Raw genomic sequence first — 15,940 nt, forward strand, 5'->3', positions numbered from 1 at the left:
GCGAAAGGATCGCCGTTATGTCCGCAACGAAAATCCTCTGGGGCCAGATCCTCACGGTCTTCCTAATCGTGCTCGCCACCACCTGGGGCGCCACCGAATATGTCGCCTGGAAGCTCGGGTTTCAGGCGCAGCTCGGCCCGGCCTGGTTCTCGGTGCTGAGCTGGCCCTTCTACTATCCGACCGCCTTTTACTGGTGGTGGTATTTCTACGACGCCTATGCGCCGTCGATCTTCGTCGGGGGCGCCTTCATCGCCGCATCCGGCGGCTTTATCTCGATTGCCGTCGCCATCGGCATGTCGGTTTGGCGCGCACGCGAGGCCAAGAAGGTCGAGACTTATGGCTCGGCGCGCTGGGCCGAGAAGAAGGAGGTGGAGGCGGCCGGCCTTCTCGGACCTGATGGCGTTGTGCTGGGGCGCTACGATCACGCCTATCTGCGCCATGACGGGCCGGAGCATGTCCTGTGCTTCGCGCCGACCCGATCCGGTAAGGGTGTCGGCCTGGTCGTGCCCTCGCTCCTGACCTGGCCGGGCTCGGCAATCGTCCACGACATCAAGGGCGAGAACTGGCAGCTCACCGCCGGCTTCCGCGCCAAACACGGCCGCGTCCTGCTTTTCGATCCGACCAACACCAAATCCGCAGCGTACAATCCGCTGCTCGAGGTGCGTCGTGGCGAGTGGGAGGTCCGCGACGTCCAGAACATCGCCGACATCCTGGTCGATCCCGAAGGTTCGCTTGAGAAGCGGAACCACTGGGAAAAAACCAGCCATGCGCTGCTCGTCGGCGCGATCCTCCATGTCCTCTATGCCGAGGATGACAAGACGCTCGCCGGTGTCGCGGCGTTCCTCTCCGATCCGAAGCGCCCGATCGAGTCGACGCTGGCAGCGATGATGAAGACCGCGCATCTCGGCGAGGCCGGCCCGCACCCTGTCATCGCCAGCGCCGCCCGCGAGCTGCTCAACAAATCCGACAACGAGCGCTCGGGCGTGCTCTCCACCGCCATGTCGTTCCTTGGCCTCTATCGCGATCCCGTCGTCGCCGAGGTGACGCGGAGTTGCGATTGGCGGATCACCGACATCGTGGGCGATAGGCGGCCGACGACGCTATACCTCGTCGTGCCGCCCTCCGACATCAACCGCACCAAGCCGCTGATCCGCCTGATCCTCAATCAGGTCGGCCGTCGCTTGACCGAGGACCTGCAGGCGAAGGCCGGGCGTCACCGGCTTCTGTTGATGCTTGATGAGTTTCCGGCGCTTGGCCGCCTCGACTTCTTCGAGTCGGCGCTGGCGTTCATGGCCGGCTATGGGCTGAAAAGCTTTCTCATCGCCCAGTCGCTCAACCAGATTGAAAAGGCCTACGGCGCGAACAACTCGATCCTCGACAATTGTCATGTGCGCGTCAGCTTCGCCACCAACGACGAGCGCACGGCGAAGAGGGTGTCGGACGCGCTCGGCACCGCCACCGAGATGAAGGCCATGAAGAACTATGCCGGCCACCGGCTGTCGCCTTGGCTTGGACATCTGATGGTGTCGCGTTCGGAAACCGCGCGGCCGCTGCTCACGCCCGGCGAGATCATGCAGCTCCCACCGGTCGACGAGATCGTCATGGTCGCCGGCACCCCGCCGATCCGTGCGAAAAAGGCGCGCTACTACGAGGATGCTCGCTTCAAGGAGCGCCTGCTGTCTCCGCCGTCGCTTGTCGTGCCGACCAAAGGACGGCCCGACGATTGGACGACATTGCCGCGTCCGACGCGCCCGGACCTGCTCGATTCCCACTCTGCGGGCGACGCATCCGACGAAGACCCGACCGAGTCGGAGCGTCGGCATCAGCCCGAGCTAAACCGGGTGCAGCCGGCGGAGAAGAAGCCACCTGTCGAGAACGAATTCGAGATCGACGTCGAGCATGATGAGGACGACGACGCGGCCGCACGCAACCGGCGCATGACGCGGATGATGCAGGGCGTGGCGCGGCAGGTTTCGCTCGATCCCAACGACGGCATGGAGCTGTGAGCCGCAGATGTCGAAACCACCGAGAAAGCAGCGCCTCTCAGTCTACCTCGACCCTGCCGTAATGGGACGACTGGCGGAACATGCTGCGCGCCGCGATCATTCGCGGTCCCTGATTGCCGAGGCGGCCATCGAGTCCTTCCTGTCACCAGATTCAGCGGAACGGCAGGAGGCCGTCGTCACTAAACGTCTGGACCAGCTCGATCGTCGCATGACGCGGTTGGAGCGGGATGTCGGTATCTCGGTTGAGACGCTCGCGGTGTTCATCCGCTTCTGGCTATCCACGACGCCGGCGCTTCCCGAACCAGCCGCGCAGGCCGCGCGCGCCAAGACCGGAGAGCGTTATGACCAGTTCGTGACGGCGCTTGGCCGGCGACTCGCCAAGGGGCCGAAGCTCCGACAGGAAATTTCCGAGGATGTTAGCCCTCAAGGGGATGAAGGGTAGCGAGTTGGTCGTCGTTTATCGAACAATTCCGAAAAGAGCAGCACAACCACTCTGCCGGTGAGGCTTTCTGGCCCATCTTGGTCATCTTCCGTCGCCCGAGAGAACTTCGCTAAGACGCTCGGTTTATCGAGAATTTCGGATGCTCCCGTCACTGCGATGACTTTTCGCATGATGCGGGCAAACCTGAAGCGTCGTTCACTTGCCAGGAAGGTGTTGATCACCTCGGTCAGATTCTTTTGCGCCGATCCGACCGGCTTGCCTTCAACGAACGACAATATCGCATTGATAAGTGCTCCGATGTCGGTCTCCTCCAGCGTTGAAGCATCAATCGAGTCGTCGACGAATTTCTCTGCCAGTTCGGAAAGCAGTGTGCTTCGAGCTGGCCACGGTGTCCCTTGCGGTTTCGTCGCTGCCAACCATCGTGTCCGAAAGTCGCGATGCCAAGGCGGAGGTGGAGCGACCGCATATGGCAAGCCAGACGAAGGCCATTCAAGATCAGGAAGTGCCGTGACCTTCGAGTTCCAACCAGAGCCGTGCTCCCAAAAGGCGCGAACGAGGAAAGTTCCTTTTTCCCGACTTTCTGAGACCACCGCATCGTCAAGCGAGAACAGATTCTTGTTGTGAGAGTAGAAGATATCCTCAAATGCTGTGAGCAAATGCGCCCGCTCAACGGGTACAAAGTTCCAAGTCAACCAAATGAGATGCCGCCCTTCGCGCTGATAGAAATCCTCGCGCGCGACGATGATTGGTATCTGGGTTGTTGCGAGTTGAATTTCGAAGGCGATCTGCTTTCCATCGTAGACCGCACGCACATCAGGGCGGCGTCGACTTTCCCCGCACACAACATATTCGTCGATCACGACAGATTCTGGTTCTGTACGCGGATCTGCAACTAGCAGCTCAGCAACCAGATGTTTGACGCGCAGATGCAACGGACTTTCTTGCGCACCCTGGAACTGCGAGGCACTTACTTCATCAGTTGAGTCGGGCTCGCCTGTCCACCACGGACAACTGCGAGGCGCGCCCTTATGATGTCGCCAAAATGGCAAACGTGTCTTGGGCTCCCTCGGAGCATAAACTGCGAAGCCGCAGTGGTCGCAGACGAAGGCTGGCTGCCCTTCGTTTCGAGCCCGTGTGGCGGCACGCCTGATCTCTTGGTAGCCATCTGCACCGATCCGAAGCAGATCATCACTCGAAATCACGGTCATGTCTTGGAGGCGAACGGCACGCTTCAATGTTCGTTGCAATCGTGACGTCATTCAGCTCTCCAGTAGCCTCGAATCAGTATGTCTCCTCGGGCGCGTTCAATTCATAGCAATGTCGCGATCTACGCTATCTCCTGTATTTGCACGCTACACTACTACGCCGATGAATCCTTGTTGAATCGGCCTAAAATCAGGCCCTTTTAATCATCCCCGTCCGGGGAAGGTCTGTCTCAGCCCCGTTGGAATCGGGGTTGTATGGCGGCGTCTCACCAAAATTCAGAAGGTTTTGCACGCGGTGCGCGGATGCTGCGCACCGCGCTCGGTCCCGCCATCGCACGCTATCTCGACGACGCCAGCATCGTCGAGGTGATGCTGAACCCTGACGGGCGGCTCTGGATCGACCGTCTTTCCGAGGGCCTGTCGGACACGGGCGAGCGGCTGTCGGCAGCGGATGGCGAGCGCATCGTCCGCCTGGTCGCCCACCATGTCGGCGCCGAGGTCCATGCCGGCGCGCCTCGTGTCTCGGCCGAGCTGCCGGAAACGGGAGAGCGGTTCGAGGGGCTTCTGCCCCCCGTCGTCGCCGCGCCGGCCTTCGCGATCCGCAAACCTGCCGTCGCCGTTTTCACCCTCGATGACTATGTCGCGGCCGGCATCATGTCGGCCGATCAGGCGGAAGCACTCCGGCAGGGAGTCGCCTCGCGCGCCAACATCCTCGTCGCCGGCGGCACGTCGACCGGCAAGACGACCCTCACCAACGCGCTGCTCGCCGAGGTCGCCAAGACCGCCGACCGCGTCGTCATCATTGAGGACACGCGCGAGCTGCAATGCGACGCGCCGAACCTTGTCGCCTTGCGCACGAAGGATGGCGTCGCCTCGCTCTCCGACCTCGTGCGCTCGTCGCTGCGCCTTCGCCCCGACCGCATTCCGGTCGGCGAGGTTCGCGGCGCGGAGGCGCTTGATCTGCTCAAGGCCTGGGGCACCGGCCATCCCGGCGGGGTCGGGACGATCCACGCCGGCAGCGCCATCGGCGCGCTGCGCCGGCTCGAACAGCTCATTCAGGAAGCGGTCGTCACCGTCCCGCGCGCCCTGATCGCCGAGACGATCGATCTCGTCGCGGTCTTGTCCGGCCGCGGCTCGCAGCGCCGGCTCGCCGAACTCGCCCGCGTCGAAGGGCTCGGTCCCGACGGCGACTACCGCGTCAGCCCCATCACCCCGAAGCTCCAAGAAGGAAAATCCACATGATCTCGCATGCCCGCAGCTTGCCTCGCCGTCTGATGATGACGGCATCGACCATCGTCATGAGCGTCGCGATGGCGCCCGCCGCCCACGCCTCCGGCTCGTCCATGCCGTGGGAACAGCCGCTCCAGCAGATCCTCCAGTCGATCGAAGGTCCGGTCGCGAAGATCATCGCGGTCATCATCATCATCGTCACGGGCTTGACGCTCGCCTTCGGCGACACGTCTGGCGGCTTCCGCCGGCTCATCCAGATCGTGTTCGGCCTGTCGATCGCGTTCGCGGCCAGCTCGTTCTTCCTCAGCTTCTTCAGCTTCGGCGGCGGAGCGCTGGTCTGATGGTGGGCGTCGTCGATCAGGACGTTCCGGGCTTCACGGTCACGGTCCACCGCGCACTGACCGAGCCGATCCTGCTCGGCGGCGCCCCGCGCGCCATCGCCATCATGAACGGCACGCTCGCGGGCGCTGTCGGGCTCGGCCTGCGCCTCTGGCTCGTCGGTATCGCGATCTGGGCGATCGGGCACGTCGCTGCCGTCTGGGCCGCCAAGCGCGACCCGCTCTTCGTCGATGTCGTGCGCCGGCATCTGCGCATCCCCGCGCATCTCGCGGTTTGAGGGAGGGCATCGCCATGATGAGCCTCGCCGAATACCGCAACCGCAACAGCCGGCTCGCCGATTTCCTGCCCTGGGTGGCGCTCGTCGGTTCTGGCGTCGTCCTGAACAAGGACGGCAGCTTCCAGCGCACCGCCCAATTCCGCGGCCCCGATCTGGACTCGGCGGTCCCCGCTGAGCTGGTCGCCGTCGCCGGGCGGCTAAACAACGCCTTTCGTCGTCTTGGCTCCGGCTGGGCGATCTTCGTCGAGGCGCAGCGCCACCCCTCCAATCGCTATCCCGACAGCAGATTTCCCGATGCGGCCTCGGCCCTGGTCGACGCCGAGCGTAAGGCGGATTTCGAGGAAGCCGGCGCGCATTTCGAGTCGAGCTACTTCCTGACCTTCGCCTGGTTGCCGCCGGCCGAGGACGCGGCGCGTGCCGAAACCTGGCTCTACGAGGGCCGCGAGACGTCGGGCATCGACCCGCGTGAGGCCCTGACCGGCTTTGCCGATCGCACCGACCGCATCCTGCGCCTGGTCGAGGCCTTCATGCCGGAATGCCGCTGGCTCGATGACGCCGAGACCCTGACCTATCTGCACGGCTGCGTTTCGACCAAGCGCCACCGCGTCCGCGTCCCCGAGACGCCGATCTATCTCGACGCACTGCTCGCCGATCAGCCGCTCGCCGGTGGTCTTGAGCCCCGGCTTGGTGACCAGCATGTCCGCGTCCTCACGATCACCGGGTTTCCGACCGCGACCACACCCGGCCTGCTCGACGAGCTGAACCGGCTCGCCTTTCCCTATCGCTGGTCGACCCGCGCGATCCTGCTCGACAAGACCGATGCGACCAAGCTTCTGACCAAGATCCGGCGGCAATGGTTCGCCAAGCGCAAGTCGATCGCGGCGATCCTCAAGGAGGTGATGACCAACGAGGCGTCCGTCCTCGTCGACACCGACGCCGCCAACAAGGCGGCCGACGCCGATATAGCGTTGCAAGAACTCGGCGCCGACTATGCCGGCATGGCCTATGTCACCGCGACGGTGACGGTCTGGGACGCCGATCCACGCGCGGCCGACGAGAAGCTGCGACTGGTCGAGAAGGTCATCCAGGGCCGCGACTTCACCGCCATGGTGGAGACCGTCAACGCGGTCGATGCCTGGCTCGGCTCGCTGCCCGGCCATGTCTACGCCAATGTTCGGCAACCGCCGATCTCCACGCTCAATCTCGCCCACATGATCCCGCTTTCGGCGGTATGGGCGGGACCGGAACGGGACGAGCACTTTGCAGCGCCCCCACTGCTCTTCGGCAAGACCGAAGGCTCGACCCCGTTCCGGCTTTCCATCCACGTCGGCGATGTCGGCCACACGCTGATCGTCGGCCCGACTGGCGCGGGCAAATCCGTGCTGCTCGCGCTGATGGCGCTCCAGTTCCGCCGTTATGTCCGCTCGCAGGTCGTGGCCTTCGACTTCGGGGGCTCCATCCGTGCGGCCGCGCTCGCGATGGGCGGCGACTGGCACGATCTCGGCGGCGATCTCAGCGATGGCGCTTCCGACAGCGTCAGCCTTCAGCCGCTCTCGCGCATCCATGATGTGCCGGAGCGTGCCTGGGCCGCTGACTGGCTGGTAGCGATCCTCGTTCGCGAAGGCGTGACCATCACGCCGGAAGTGAAGGAACATCTCTGGACGGCGCTGACCTCTCTCGCCAGCGCGCCGGTCGAAGAGCGGACCCTGACGGGCCTCGCCGTGCTGCTCCAGTCGAACGATCTGAAGCAGGCGCTCCGGCCGTATTGCGTTGGCGGTCCCTATGGCCGTCTGCTCGATGCCGAGCACGAATATCTCGGCACGGCATCGGTCCAGGCGTTCGAGACCGAGGGGCTGATCGGCACCGGTGCGGCGCCGGCCGTCCTCGCGTATCTCTTCCATCGCATCGATGATCGGCTCGATGGCTCGCCGACGCTGATCATCATCGACGAGGGCTGGCTTGCGCTCGACGACGAGGGATTCGCCGGCCAGCTCAGAGAGTGGCTGAAGACGCTCAGGAAAAAGAACGCCAGCGTCATCTTCGCCACGCAATCACTGTCGGACATTGACGGCTCGGCGATCGCTCCCGCGATCATCGAAAGCTGCCAGACCCGTCTGCTGCTCCCGAACGAGCGGGCGATAGAGCCGCAAATAACCGCGACCTACCGGCGTTTCGGTCTCAACGATCGCCAGATCGAGATCATCGCGCGGGCAATGCCGAAGCGCGACTACTACTGCCAGTCACGGCGCGGCAATCGCCTCTTCGAACTCGGCCTGTCCGATGTTGCGCTCGCGCTCTGCGCCGCGTCCGCCAAGACGGATCAGACGGCCATCGCCCGCATCGTCGCCGAGCACGGCCGCGACGGCTTCCTCATCGCCTGGCTGCACCACCGCGACGTCGGCTGGGCGGCGGATCTCGTTCCCACCCTCAACACCCAAGGAGAATTGACATGAAACTGCGCCATTCCCGCGCAGCGCGCTTTGCTGCCGCGTTGCTGACCGCCCCGATCGCGCTCGCGCCCATGATGGTGACGCCCGCGCACGCCATCATCGTCTACGACCCGACCAACTATGCGCAGAACGTCCTTCAGGCCGCCCACGCGCTGGAGCAGATCACCAACCAGATCACGTCGCTTCAGAACGAGGCGCAGATGCTGATCAACCAGGCGCGCAACCTGACCAGCCTGCCGTTCTCCGCGCTCCAGCAGTTACAGCAGTCGGTCCAGAAGACTCAAGCGCTCCTCAGCCAGGCGCAGCACATCGCCTACGACGTCCAGAAGATCGACCAGATGTTCCAGCAGAAATACGGGAACGTCTCGATGTCGGCGAGCGACCAGCAGCTCGTCTCCGATGCGCGCTCGCGCTGGCAGAACACCGTCGGCGGCTTGCAGGACGCAATGCGCGTGCAGGCCGGTGTTGTGGGCAACATCGATACCAACCGCGCGCAGATGTCGGCGCTCGTCGGCCAGAGCCAGGGCGCGACGGGCGCGCTTCAGGCGACGCAAGCCGGCAACCAGCTCCTCGCGCTTCAGGCCCAGCAGCTCGCCGATCTCACCGCCGTCGTCGCGGCGAATGGGCGCGCGCAGATGCTGACCGAAGCCGAGCGCGCGGCCGCTGCCGAACAGGGCCGCGAACAGCGTCGCCGCTTCCTTACACCGGGCACGGGCTACCAGCCCGGCAACACCCAGATGTTCAACAACCGGAACTGAGCGGGGGCGATCGCCATGGACGGCAAAATGTTCGCCCGGCTCGGCGCCGTCGTCTTCGTCGGCGTCGCCATCACCGCCACCGTCATCGAGCTGACCCGGAAAGAGGAGGAGCCGGAGATCCGCTCGCTGGCCCTCCGACCGGGCGTTGATGTCGAGGCCCTCCAGCGTCAGCTTCGCGGATGCCGGGATATGGGCGAGGCCGCGATCCGCGATCCGGCCTGCCTCAAGCTCTGGGCCGCCAATCGCGACCGCTTCCTGGGCCAGAACCGGCAAGCGCCGCAGACAGCCTCGCCGGATGCACCGACCCCGACCGCGACGATCGCGCCAGCGCCGACGCCGGGCTCGGCAATCAAGGAAAGCGCGCCGGTCATGCAGCCGGAGCCCGCGCGTCCGGGGACGAACTGACATGGGCGGCACCGGCGTCATCGACAACTTCCTGGGCGTCTTCACCCGCTACATCGATTCAGGCTTTGGCCTGCTCGGCGGGGAAGTCGCCTTCATCGCCACGACGCTCATCGTCATCGATGTGACGCTGGCCGCCCTGTTCTGGAGCTGGGGCGCCGATGACGACATCGTCGCCCGCCTCGTGAAGAAGACGCTGTTCGTCGGCGTCTTCGCCTATCTGATCTCCAACTGGAACAATCTCGCCCGCATCGTCTTCGAGAGCTTCGCCGGTCTCGGCCTGAAAGCTTCGGGGACCGGCTTCTCCGTCACCGATCTCCTGCGTCCCGGCAAGGTCGCGCAGACCGGCCTCGATGCCGGTCGGCCGCTGCTCGAATCCATCTCGAACCTGATGGGCTGGGTCGCCTTCTTCGAGAACTTTATCCAGATCGCCTGCCTGCTGTTCGCCTGGGCGCTGATCCTGCTCGCCTTCTTCATCCTCGCGGTCCAGCTCTTCGTCACCTTGATCGAGTTCAAGCTGACGACGCTCGCCGGCTTCGTGCTGATCCCGTTCGGCCTCTTCGGCAAATCTGCCTTCATGGCCGAGCGCGTGCTGGGCAACGTCATCTCCTCCGGCATCAAGGTGCTGGTGCTCGCCGTCATCATCGGCATCGGCTCCACCTTGTTCTCGCAGTTCACACAAGGCTTCGGCGGCCAGACCCCGACGATCGACGACGCTATGGCGATCGTGCTCGCCGCGCTCTCGCTTCTCGGTCTCGGCATCTTCGGACCCGGCATCGCCAACGGCCTCGTCTCGGGCGGGCCGCAGCTCGGCGCTGGCGCCGCGGTTGGTGTTGGCGTCGCAGCCGGCGGCATGGTCGCGGCAGGCGCTGCGTCAGTCGGCACCGTCGCCTCTGGCGGCGCGGCCCTCGCCAGTGGCGCGGCCGCCGCTGCGCGCGGCGGCGCTGCCGTCGCTGGTGGCGCTTCCACCGCCTACAGCCTCGGCGCAGCCGGTCAGTCGGGCGCGTCGGGCATTGCATCCGGCCTCGGCAATGTGGCGAGCACCGGCGCGAAGGCCGCTGCCTCGCCGCTGAAGCGCGCCGTGTCCCGTGCGTCCGACAGCCTCAGGTCCAGCTTCGACGCCGGCTCCCGTGCCGCGACCGAGATCTCCGGCGGCGCATCCAGTGACGGCGGCGCGACGGAAGCCGCGCCCGCTGCAACCGCGGCTGCCACCCGCGACGGTCCGCCTGCCTGGGCCAAGCGCATGAAACGCTCGCAGCAACTCGCCCACGGCGTCCAGGCAGCCGCCCATGCCGTCAAATCCGGCGACAGCCATGGCGGCGGCTCTTCCGTCAACCTCTCCGAAAGCGACTGACTATGAACTTCTTCAAACGACCATCGACCCACTACGGGAAAGCACCACAACCCGAAACGCCCTATCAACGCGCCGCACAGGTCTGGGACGACCGGATCGGTTCCGCCCGCGTGCAGGCTCGCAACTGGCGTTATATGGCCTTCGGCTGCCTGGCCCTTTCGGCCGGCCTGTCGGGCGGCCTCGTCTGGCAGTCGGCCAGCGGCACCATCGTTCCCTGGGTTGTGCAGGTCGACAAGCTCGGCCAGGCGCAGGCGATCGCCCCCGCCGTCGCCGACTATCGGCCGTCCGATCCGCAGATCGCGTTCCATCTTGCCCGCTTCATCGAGCAGGTTCGCTCGATCCCGGCCGACGCGATCATCGTGCGGCAGAATTGGCTGCGCGCCTACGAGTTCACCACACAGGGCGGCGCGCTCGCCCTCAATGACTATGCCCGCGCCAACGACCCCTTCACCAAGGTCGGCAAGCAACAGGTCGCCATTGAGGTGTCGAGCGTCATCAGGGCCTCCCCTGACTCATTCCGCGTGGCCTGGATCGAGCGCCGCTATCAGGACGGATCGCTCGCCGCGACCGAGCGCTGGTCCGCCATCCTCACCATTGTCGTGCAAACGCCGCGCGACGCCGAAAAGCTTCGAGCCAATCCGCTCGGAATCTACGTCAACGCCATCAACTGGTCGAAGGAGCTTGGACAATGACGCCTGCCTTCCGCACAGCCGGAAAGCCGGCTCTCAGCAAATCCTCGCTTGCGCTTCTGCTGGCCTGCACCTCGACTCTCGCCGGCTGCGCGACCAACACGCCGCCGCCCGAGATCAGCTATGATAACGCCGCGCCCGCCATGCAGACGGTCGACCCGCCGTCGCCGGTACGCATCGTCGAGCTGCCGAGGCCCTTGCCGCTTCCCGGCCAGATGAAGCCGGTGGACGGAGCGCGCCAGCCGGCCGAAGCCGCCGATCCCGCCGCTCGCGTCAATCAGGCCAATGCACAGGCGCGCGTGCAGCCGGTGCGCAACGGCTTCATCAACTCGATGCAGGTCTATCCCTTCACGCAAGGGGCGCTCTATCAGGTCTACACGGCGATCGGGCAGATCACGGACATCGCGCTCCAGCCCGGTGAGCAGCTCGTTGGCGCCGGCCCCGTCGCCGCCGGCGACACCGTGCGCTGGATCATCGGCGACACCGAGAGCGGCACCGGCGCGGCGAAACAGGTTCACATCCTGGTCAAGCCGACGCGGCCTGATCTGATGACGAACCTCGTCATCAACACCAACTTGCGCACCTATTATATGGAGCTGCGGTCCACGTCCTCGACCTATATGGCGTCGGTCTCCTGGCAATACCCACAGGATCAGCTCATCGCCTTGCGCCGCCAGAATGCGCAGGCGGAGGCCGCGCAGCCCGTGTCGACTAGCGTCGATCTCTCCCGCGTCAACTTCCGCTACGAGGTGACGGGCGACCGCGCCCCGTGGAAGCCGCTGCGCGCCTTCGACGATGGCCACCAGGTGTTCATCGAGTTTCCGCGTGGCATCGGCCAGGGTGAAATGCCGCCGCTCTTCGTTGTCGGCCCTGAGGGCGCGACCTCCGAGCTGGTGAACTACCGCGTGCGCGGCAACTATATGATCGTGGACCGGCTGTTCGCCGCCGCCGAACTGCGCTTCGGTGCCGACCGCAATCAGAAGCGTGTGCGGATCTCGCGCACCGACGGAAGGCCGGCGTCATGAGCGAGATCGAACCCGGAAAGGAGAAAGGGCCGGAGCCGTCCAGCGAGGACGGCGCGATGCCGCTGACCGGCGAGCCGGCAGCGCCGATGCGTCTGCGTCCGGAGCCGCCGCGCGTGACGCGGCTATCGCGAAAGGTGCTGGCCGGTCTCGGCCTAGTCGCCAGCGTCGGCATCGGCGGCGCGCTGATCTACGCCCTGCAAATCCAGGGCGGGCGCAAGGGCAACGAGGAGCTTTACGCGACGGACAACCGCGCGACCCCGGACGGACTCAACAGCTTGCCGCGCGACTATACCGGGCCGGTGCTCGGTCCGCCGCTACCCGGCGATTTGGGTCGGCCGATACTCAATGCACAAAATGCCGTACCGCCGCCAGCGATCGCGACGCCCAATCCCGGGATCAGCCCCGAGGAACAACGGCGACTCCAGGAGCTGGAATCAGCGCGGACCGCCCGGCTGTTCGCTTCGACCGAAACGCGCAGCGTCTCGACACAGCCGGCAGCGACAGCAACGCCGACCACTGCTCCCACCCTCGATCTCACAAATCTCAGCCTGGCGCCGCAGCCGGCGACGCCAACCGCGCAGGACCGTCAGCTCGCATTCCTCAACCAGGCGCCGGACAAGCGCACGGTCTCGCCCGGTCGTGTGGCCGCGCCGGCGTCGGTGAATGTGCTGCAGGCCGGCGCCGTCATTGCGGCAGCCCTCATCACCGGTATTCGCTCTGATCTTCCCGGCCAGATCACCGCCCAGGTGACAGAGAACATTTACGACAGCCCGACCGGCAAGATTCTGCTCGTTCCGCAGGGCACGCGCATCATCGGCCAGTACGACAACGGCGTCGGCTTCGGGCAGCGCCGCGTCCTGCTTGTCTGGAACCGGCTGATCTTCCCGAACGGCCGCTCGATCGTGCTTGAGCGCCAGCCCGGCGCGGACGCAGAAGGGTATGCCGGCCTCGAGGATGGCGTCGATTATCACTGGGGCGAGCTGTTCAAGGCGGCTGCTCTATCGACGCTGCTGAGCATCGGCGCGCAGACGGGATCATCGGGTGATGAGAGCGATATCGTTCGAGCTCTGCGCCAGGGCGCGGGCGAGAGCATCAGCCAGACAGGGCAACAGATCGTCAACCGCCAGCTCAACATAGCGCCGACACTGACGATCCGACCGGGCTTTCCCGTCCGCGTCATCGTCACGCGCGATCTCGTGCTCGAACCGTACGGAGGCTGAGATGGCCAAGCTGAAATTGGGACCGATCGCCGACGAAAAGCCGGTGAAAGTAACGCTGGAACTGCCCGCTAACTTGCATCGAGATCTCGCCGCCTATGCCAGCATCCTCGCCAGCGAGACCGGGCGGTCTGCAGCCGACCCGATCCGCCTGATCGTGCCGATGCTGGAACGCTTCATGGCGACTGATCGAGGGTTCGCGAAAGCGCGGCGATCAAATCCAGCTCACTGATCCTGCGAGGCATTTAACTCGGTCTTGCGGCTCCGACGCGCCTTCGCAATGCTCAAGAAGCGCCGGAAAGCAGGATTGTCGTTACGGGGTGACCAAACCGCTGCAAACGGGATCACTTCATCCGAAATCAGCCTCTGCACAATCCCAAGGCTACATCTCTCGGCCATAGACTCGGTAGCCAAGAGTATACCGCGGCCAATCGCCACTAAGGTCAATAAGTTATCGCAGCCAACATTTTGAGCCAGAACGGTTGGCCTGTATCCGACTTCGGCCAAGCGCTTCGTCAGGAGACCGTGTAATTCTTGGCGCAGGCCAGTTTCGGCTATGAAGAAGATCTCTCTTGTCAGATCCGGCCAAGACAGTTCCGCTCGATTAGATAAAGGGTGATCTTGAGGCAAAATCGTATAGATCCGCTCTGACCAAAGCGGCATGGAGTCGCACTCGCAACAAGGAAATGTGTCAGTGATGAAGGCTATGTCAAGATCAAAGTCTCGGATGGCTTTGATATGTGTTGTCGGATCGCCTTCGACAAGTTCGATCTGTACGCCTTCATGGTTTTTACTGAATTCTCCAAGAAGATCCTTCAGAAATCTGCTGGCAATTGGAGCCACCAACCCGATACGTAAAAGGCCCTCTACACCACATCCAGTTAGGGATACATCGCTTAGGCCGTCGTCAACCTGTTTAAGAATGGCTTGCGCTTTCCCCCTAAACCTCTCTCCAGCAACAGTGAGCCGGACTCCTCCGTTGGTGCGTTGAAACAGTGATACACCAAGTTGATCTTCAAGGTCGCGTATGCAACGACTGATTGTAGACTCCTGAATGCCAATAGAATTGCTGGCCTTACGAAAACTTCCATTCTTTGCAGATTCCAAGAAATATCTTAGATGGCGCAGCTCTGGGAAATTCAGATGCCTCGCCATCTTGGAGTTTCTCACTCTGGATTTGGCAAATTAATGTGATTTCCATTTGCCGAGCGGCTTGCTGTGACCCCCGCATTTCGGTCCATCTGACGCTAGAGTCCGGCCCCTTGAGAGGACCGGACCATGAAGCGATCGAGGTTCACGGAAGAGCAGATCATCGGCGTGCTGCGTGAGCAGGAGGCGGGCGGCAAGACGGCCGACGTCTGTCGCCGGCACGGCATCAGCACTGCGACGTTCTACGCCTGGAAGGCGAAGTTCGGCGGCATGGAGGTCTCCGAGGCGAAGCGGCTGAAGGCGCTCGAGGAGGAGAACGCCAAGCTGAAGCGCCTGTTGGCCGACGCCATTCTCGACGCCTCCGTTCTGAAAGACCTGCTGGCAAAAAAATGGTGACGCCCGCCGCCGTTCGGGAAGCCGTCGCCCATGTCCTGCGCGAGCACGACGTGAGCGAGCGGCGGGCGTGTTCCATCGTTGGTGCCGACCGGTCGACCATCCGTTACCGCTCCCGGCGGAACGACGACGCGCTGCTGCGTGGTCGTCTGCGGGAACTGGCGACGGAGCGGCGACGGTTCGGTTATCGGCGCCTCCACATCCTCCTGCGACAGGAGGGGCACGTCGTGAACCACAAGCGAACCCAACGGCTCTATCGCGAAGAGGGGCTGTCGGTTCGGCGGCGCTGTTGCCGCAAGCGGGCGATTGGAACCCGTGCGCCGATGATCGTTGAAGCGCGCCCCAACGCCCGTTGGTCCCTCGACTTCGTTCATGACCAGATGGCGTCCGGGCAGCGGTTCCGGGTGCTCAACGTCATCGACGACGTAACGAAGCAGTGCCTCGCCGCGATCCCCGACACGTCGATCTCGGGCAAGCGTGTCGCCCGGGAATTGACAGCGCTCATCGCCAGGTTCGGCAAGCCGAAGCTGATCGTCAGCGACAACGGGACGGAGTTCACCTCGAACGCCATCCTGCTGTGGGCGAAACAGACCAGCGTCGAATGGCACTACATCGCCCCGGGTCGTCCGATGCAGAACGGCTTCTGCGAGGCCTTCAACGGGCGGATGCGGGACGAACTCCTCAACGAGACGCTGTTCCGCGACCTCGACCATGCTCGGTCGGCGCTCGCTCGTTGGGTCATCGACTACAACGATCACCGCCCGCATTCGGCGCTCGGCTACCTGACGCCGAGAGCATTCGCATCGACCTTCACCGCAACGGACGATCGACTTCGCAATCTCGACCAGCTCCGCCGATCGACCGTTGCTCACCCGGCGCAGCAGCGTCAAAATCACCCAAGGACTCTGGCATCAGCTGGATGAGAGACTGGGCTCACAGCACGATGATCAGCAGAGCGGCTGTCATCAGATGCGGAAACCGTCGATGCAGCAGGTGACTTACCA

Annotated in this window: 16 protein-coding genes; 14 read left to right on the top strand and 2 right to left on the bottom strand. The window is 64.2% G+C overall.

Features of this window, described 5'->3' with window-relative positions:
• The first annotated feature begins 17 nt into the window (after positions 1–17).
• Both ACE3TY_RS03855 and ACE3TY_RS03860 read left to right on the top strand, forming a co-directional pair.
• Positions 18–2,006: a conjugal transfer protein TraG gene (locus ACE3TY_RS03855; RefSeq protein ID WP_295145754.1), complete on the top strand. Its 1,989-nt coding sequence runs from the start codon at positions 18–20 to the stop codon at positions 2,004–2,006.
• Between the two features lie 7 nt (positions 2,007–2,013).
• Positions 2,014–2,448 carry a ribbon-helix-helix protein, CopG family gene (locus tag ACE3TY_RS03860; protein WP_292117339.1) on the top strand — a complete coding sequence of 145 codons (435 nt, stop codon included), beginning with the start codon at positions 2,014–2,016 and terminating at the stop codon, positions 2,446–2,448.
• Here ACE3TY_RS03860 and ACE3TY_RS03865 read toward each other — a convergent pair.
• The gene (locus ACE3TY_RS03865; protein WP_295145752.1) at positions 2,430–3,707 is read right to left on the bottom strand and encodes a DUF6035 family protein; all 1,278 of its coding nucleotides are present in this window, start codon (positions 3,705–3,707) and stop codon (positions 2,430–2,432) included. The two genes, ACE3TY_RS03860 and ACE3TY_RS03865, sit on opposite strands and share 19 nt — an antisense overlap.
• A gap of 201 nt (positions 3,708–3,908) precedes the next feature.
• Between ACE3TY_RS03865 and trbB the strand changes: the two genes are divergently transcribed.
• Genes trbB through ACE3TY_RS03920 form a run of 11 tightly spaced genes read left to right on the top strand, consistent with a single transcriptional unit; the run spans position 3,909 to position 13,626 of the window.
• Positions 3,909–4,895, top strand: coding sequence for a P-type conjugative transfer ATPase TrbB (gene trbB, locus ACE3TY_RS03870; protein WP_295145750.1), 987 nt, complete (start codon positions 3,909–3,911; stop codon positions 4,893–4,895).
• Entirely contained in the window at positions 4,892–5,224 is a 333-nt protein-coding gene (locus ACE3TY_RS03875) for a TrbC/VirB2 family protein (RefSeq protein WP_374651063.1), read from the top strand. Before trbB ends, ACE3TY_RS03875 begins: the two co-directional genes overlap by 4 nt.
• Positions 5,224–5,499: a VirB3 family type IV secretion system protein gene (locus ACE3TY_RS03880; protein ID WP_295145748.1), complete on the top strand. Its 276-nt coding sequence runs from the start codon at positions 5,224–5,226 to the stop codon at positions 5,497–5,499. The genes ACE3TY_RS03875 and ACE3TY_RS03880 overlap by 1 nt, the downstream gene beginning before the upstream one ends.
• A gap of 14 nt (positions 5,500–5,513) precedes the next feature.
• Complete coding sequence (trbE, locus tag ACE3TY_RS03885; protein ID WP_295145746.1) at positions 5,514–7,952, top strand: conjugal transfer protein TrbE; 2,439 nt, start codon at positions 5,514–5,516, stop codon at positions 7,950–7,952.
• Entirely contained in the window at positions 7,949–8,707 is a 759-nt protein-coding gene (gene trbJ, locus ACE3TY_RS03890) for a P-type conjugative transfer protein TrbJ (RefSeq protein WP_295145745.1), read from the top strand. Before trbE ends, trbJ begins: the two co-directional genes overlap by 4 nt.
• A gap of 15 nt (positions 8,708–8,722) precedes the next feature.
• Positions 8,723–9,112 carry a putative entry exclusion protein TrbK-alt gene (gene trbK-alt / locus ACE3TY_RS03895; RefSeq protein WP_295145743.1) on the top strand — a complete coding sequence of 130 codons (390 nt, stop codon included), beginning with the start codon at positions 8,723–8,725 and terminating at the stop codon, positions 9,110–9,112.
• A 1-nt stretch (position 9,113) separates the two neighbouring features.
• Positions 9,114–10,463 carry a P-type conjugative transfer protein TrbL gene (gene trbL, locus ACE3TY_RS03900; RefSeq protein ID WP_295145741.1) on the top strand — a complete coding sequence of 450 codons (1,350 nt, stop codon included), beginning with the start codon at positions 9,114–9,116 and terminating at the stop codon, positions 10,461–10,463.
• Between the two features lie 2 nt (positions 10,464–10,465).
• The gene (gene trbF, locus ACE3TY_RS03905) at positions 10,466–11,155 is read left to right on the top strand and encodes a conjugal transfer protein TrbF (protein ID WP_374651067.1); all 690 of its coding nucleotides are present in this window, start codon (positions 10,466–10,468) and stop codon (positions 11,153–11,155) included.
• A complete protein-coding gene (gene trbG, locus ACE3TY_RS03910; protein ID WP_295145737.1) occupies positions 11,152–12,177 on the top strand; it encodes a P-type conjugative transfer protein TrbG in 1,026 nt (341 codons plus the stop codon). The genes trbF and trbG overlap by 4 nt, the downstream gene beginning before the upstream one ends.
• The gene (locus tag ACE3TY_RS03915) at positions 12,174–13,397 is read left to right on the top strand and encodes a TrbI/VirB10 family protein (RefSeq protein WP_295145736.1); all 1,224 of its coding nucleotides are present in this window, start codon (positions 12,174–12,176) and stop codon (positions 13,395–13,397) included. The genes trbG and ACE3TY_RS03915 overlap by 4 nt, the downstream gene beginning before the upstream one ends.
• A 1-nt stretch (position 13,398) precedes the next feature.
• Complete coding sequence (locus tag ACE3TY_RS03920; RefSeq protein WP_292117372.1) at positions 13,399–13,626, top strand: DUF2274 domain-containing protein; 228 nt, start codon at positions 13,399–13,401, stop codon at positions 13,624–13,626.
• Here ACE3TY_RS03920 and ACE3TY_RS03925 read toward each other — a convergent pair.
• Positions 13,620–14,549: a LysR family transcriptional regulator gene (locus tag ACE3TY_RS03925; RefSeq protein WP_374651070.1), complete on the bottom strand. Its 930-nt coding sequence runs from the start codon at positions 14,547–14,549 to the stop codon at positions 13,620–13,622. The genes ACE3TY_RS03920 and ACE3TY_RS03925 overlap by 7 nt on opposite strands.
• Positions 14,550–14,672: 123 nt before the next feature.
• On the opposite strand from ACE3TY_RS03925, the gene ACE3TY_RS03930 reads away from it, so the two are divergent.
• A protein-coding gene (locus ACE3TY_RS03930; RefSeq protein WP_374651072.1) for an IS3 family transposase occupies positions 14,673–15,859 on the top strand; the annotation gives its coding sequence in 2 pieces (ribosomal slippage) (positions 14,673–14,922 and positions 14,922–15,859; 1,188 coding nt in all).
• Positions 15,860–15,940: the final 81 nt, after the last annotated feature.

The sequence above is a fragment of the Dongia sp. genome (assembly GCF_041918875.1).
In the GTDB taxonomy this organism is placed as follows: Bacteria; Pseudomonadota; Alphaproteobacteria; order Dongiales; family Dongiaceae; genus Dongia.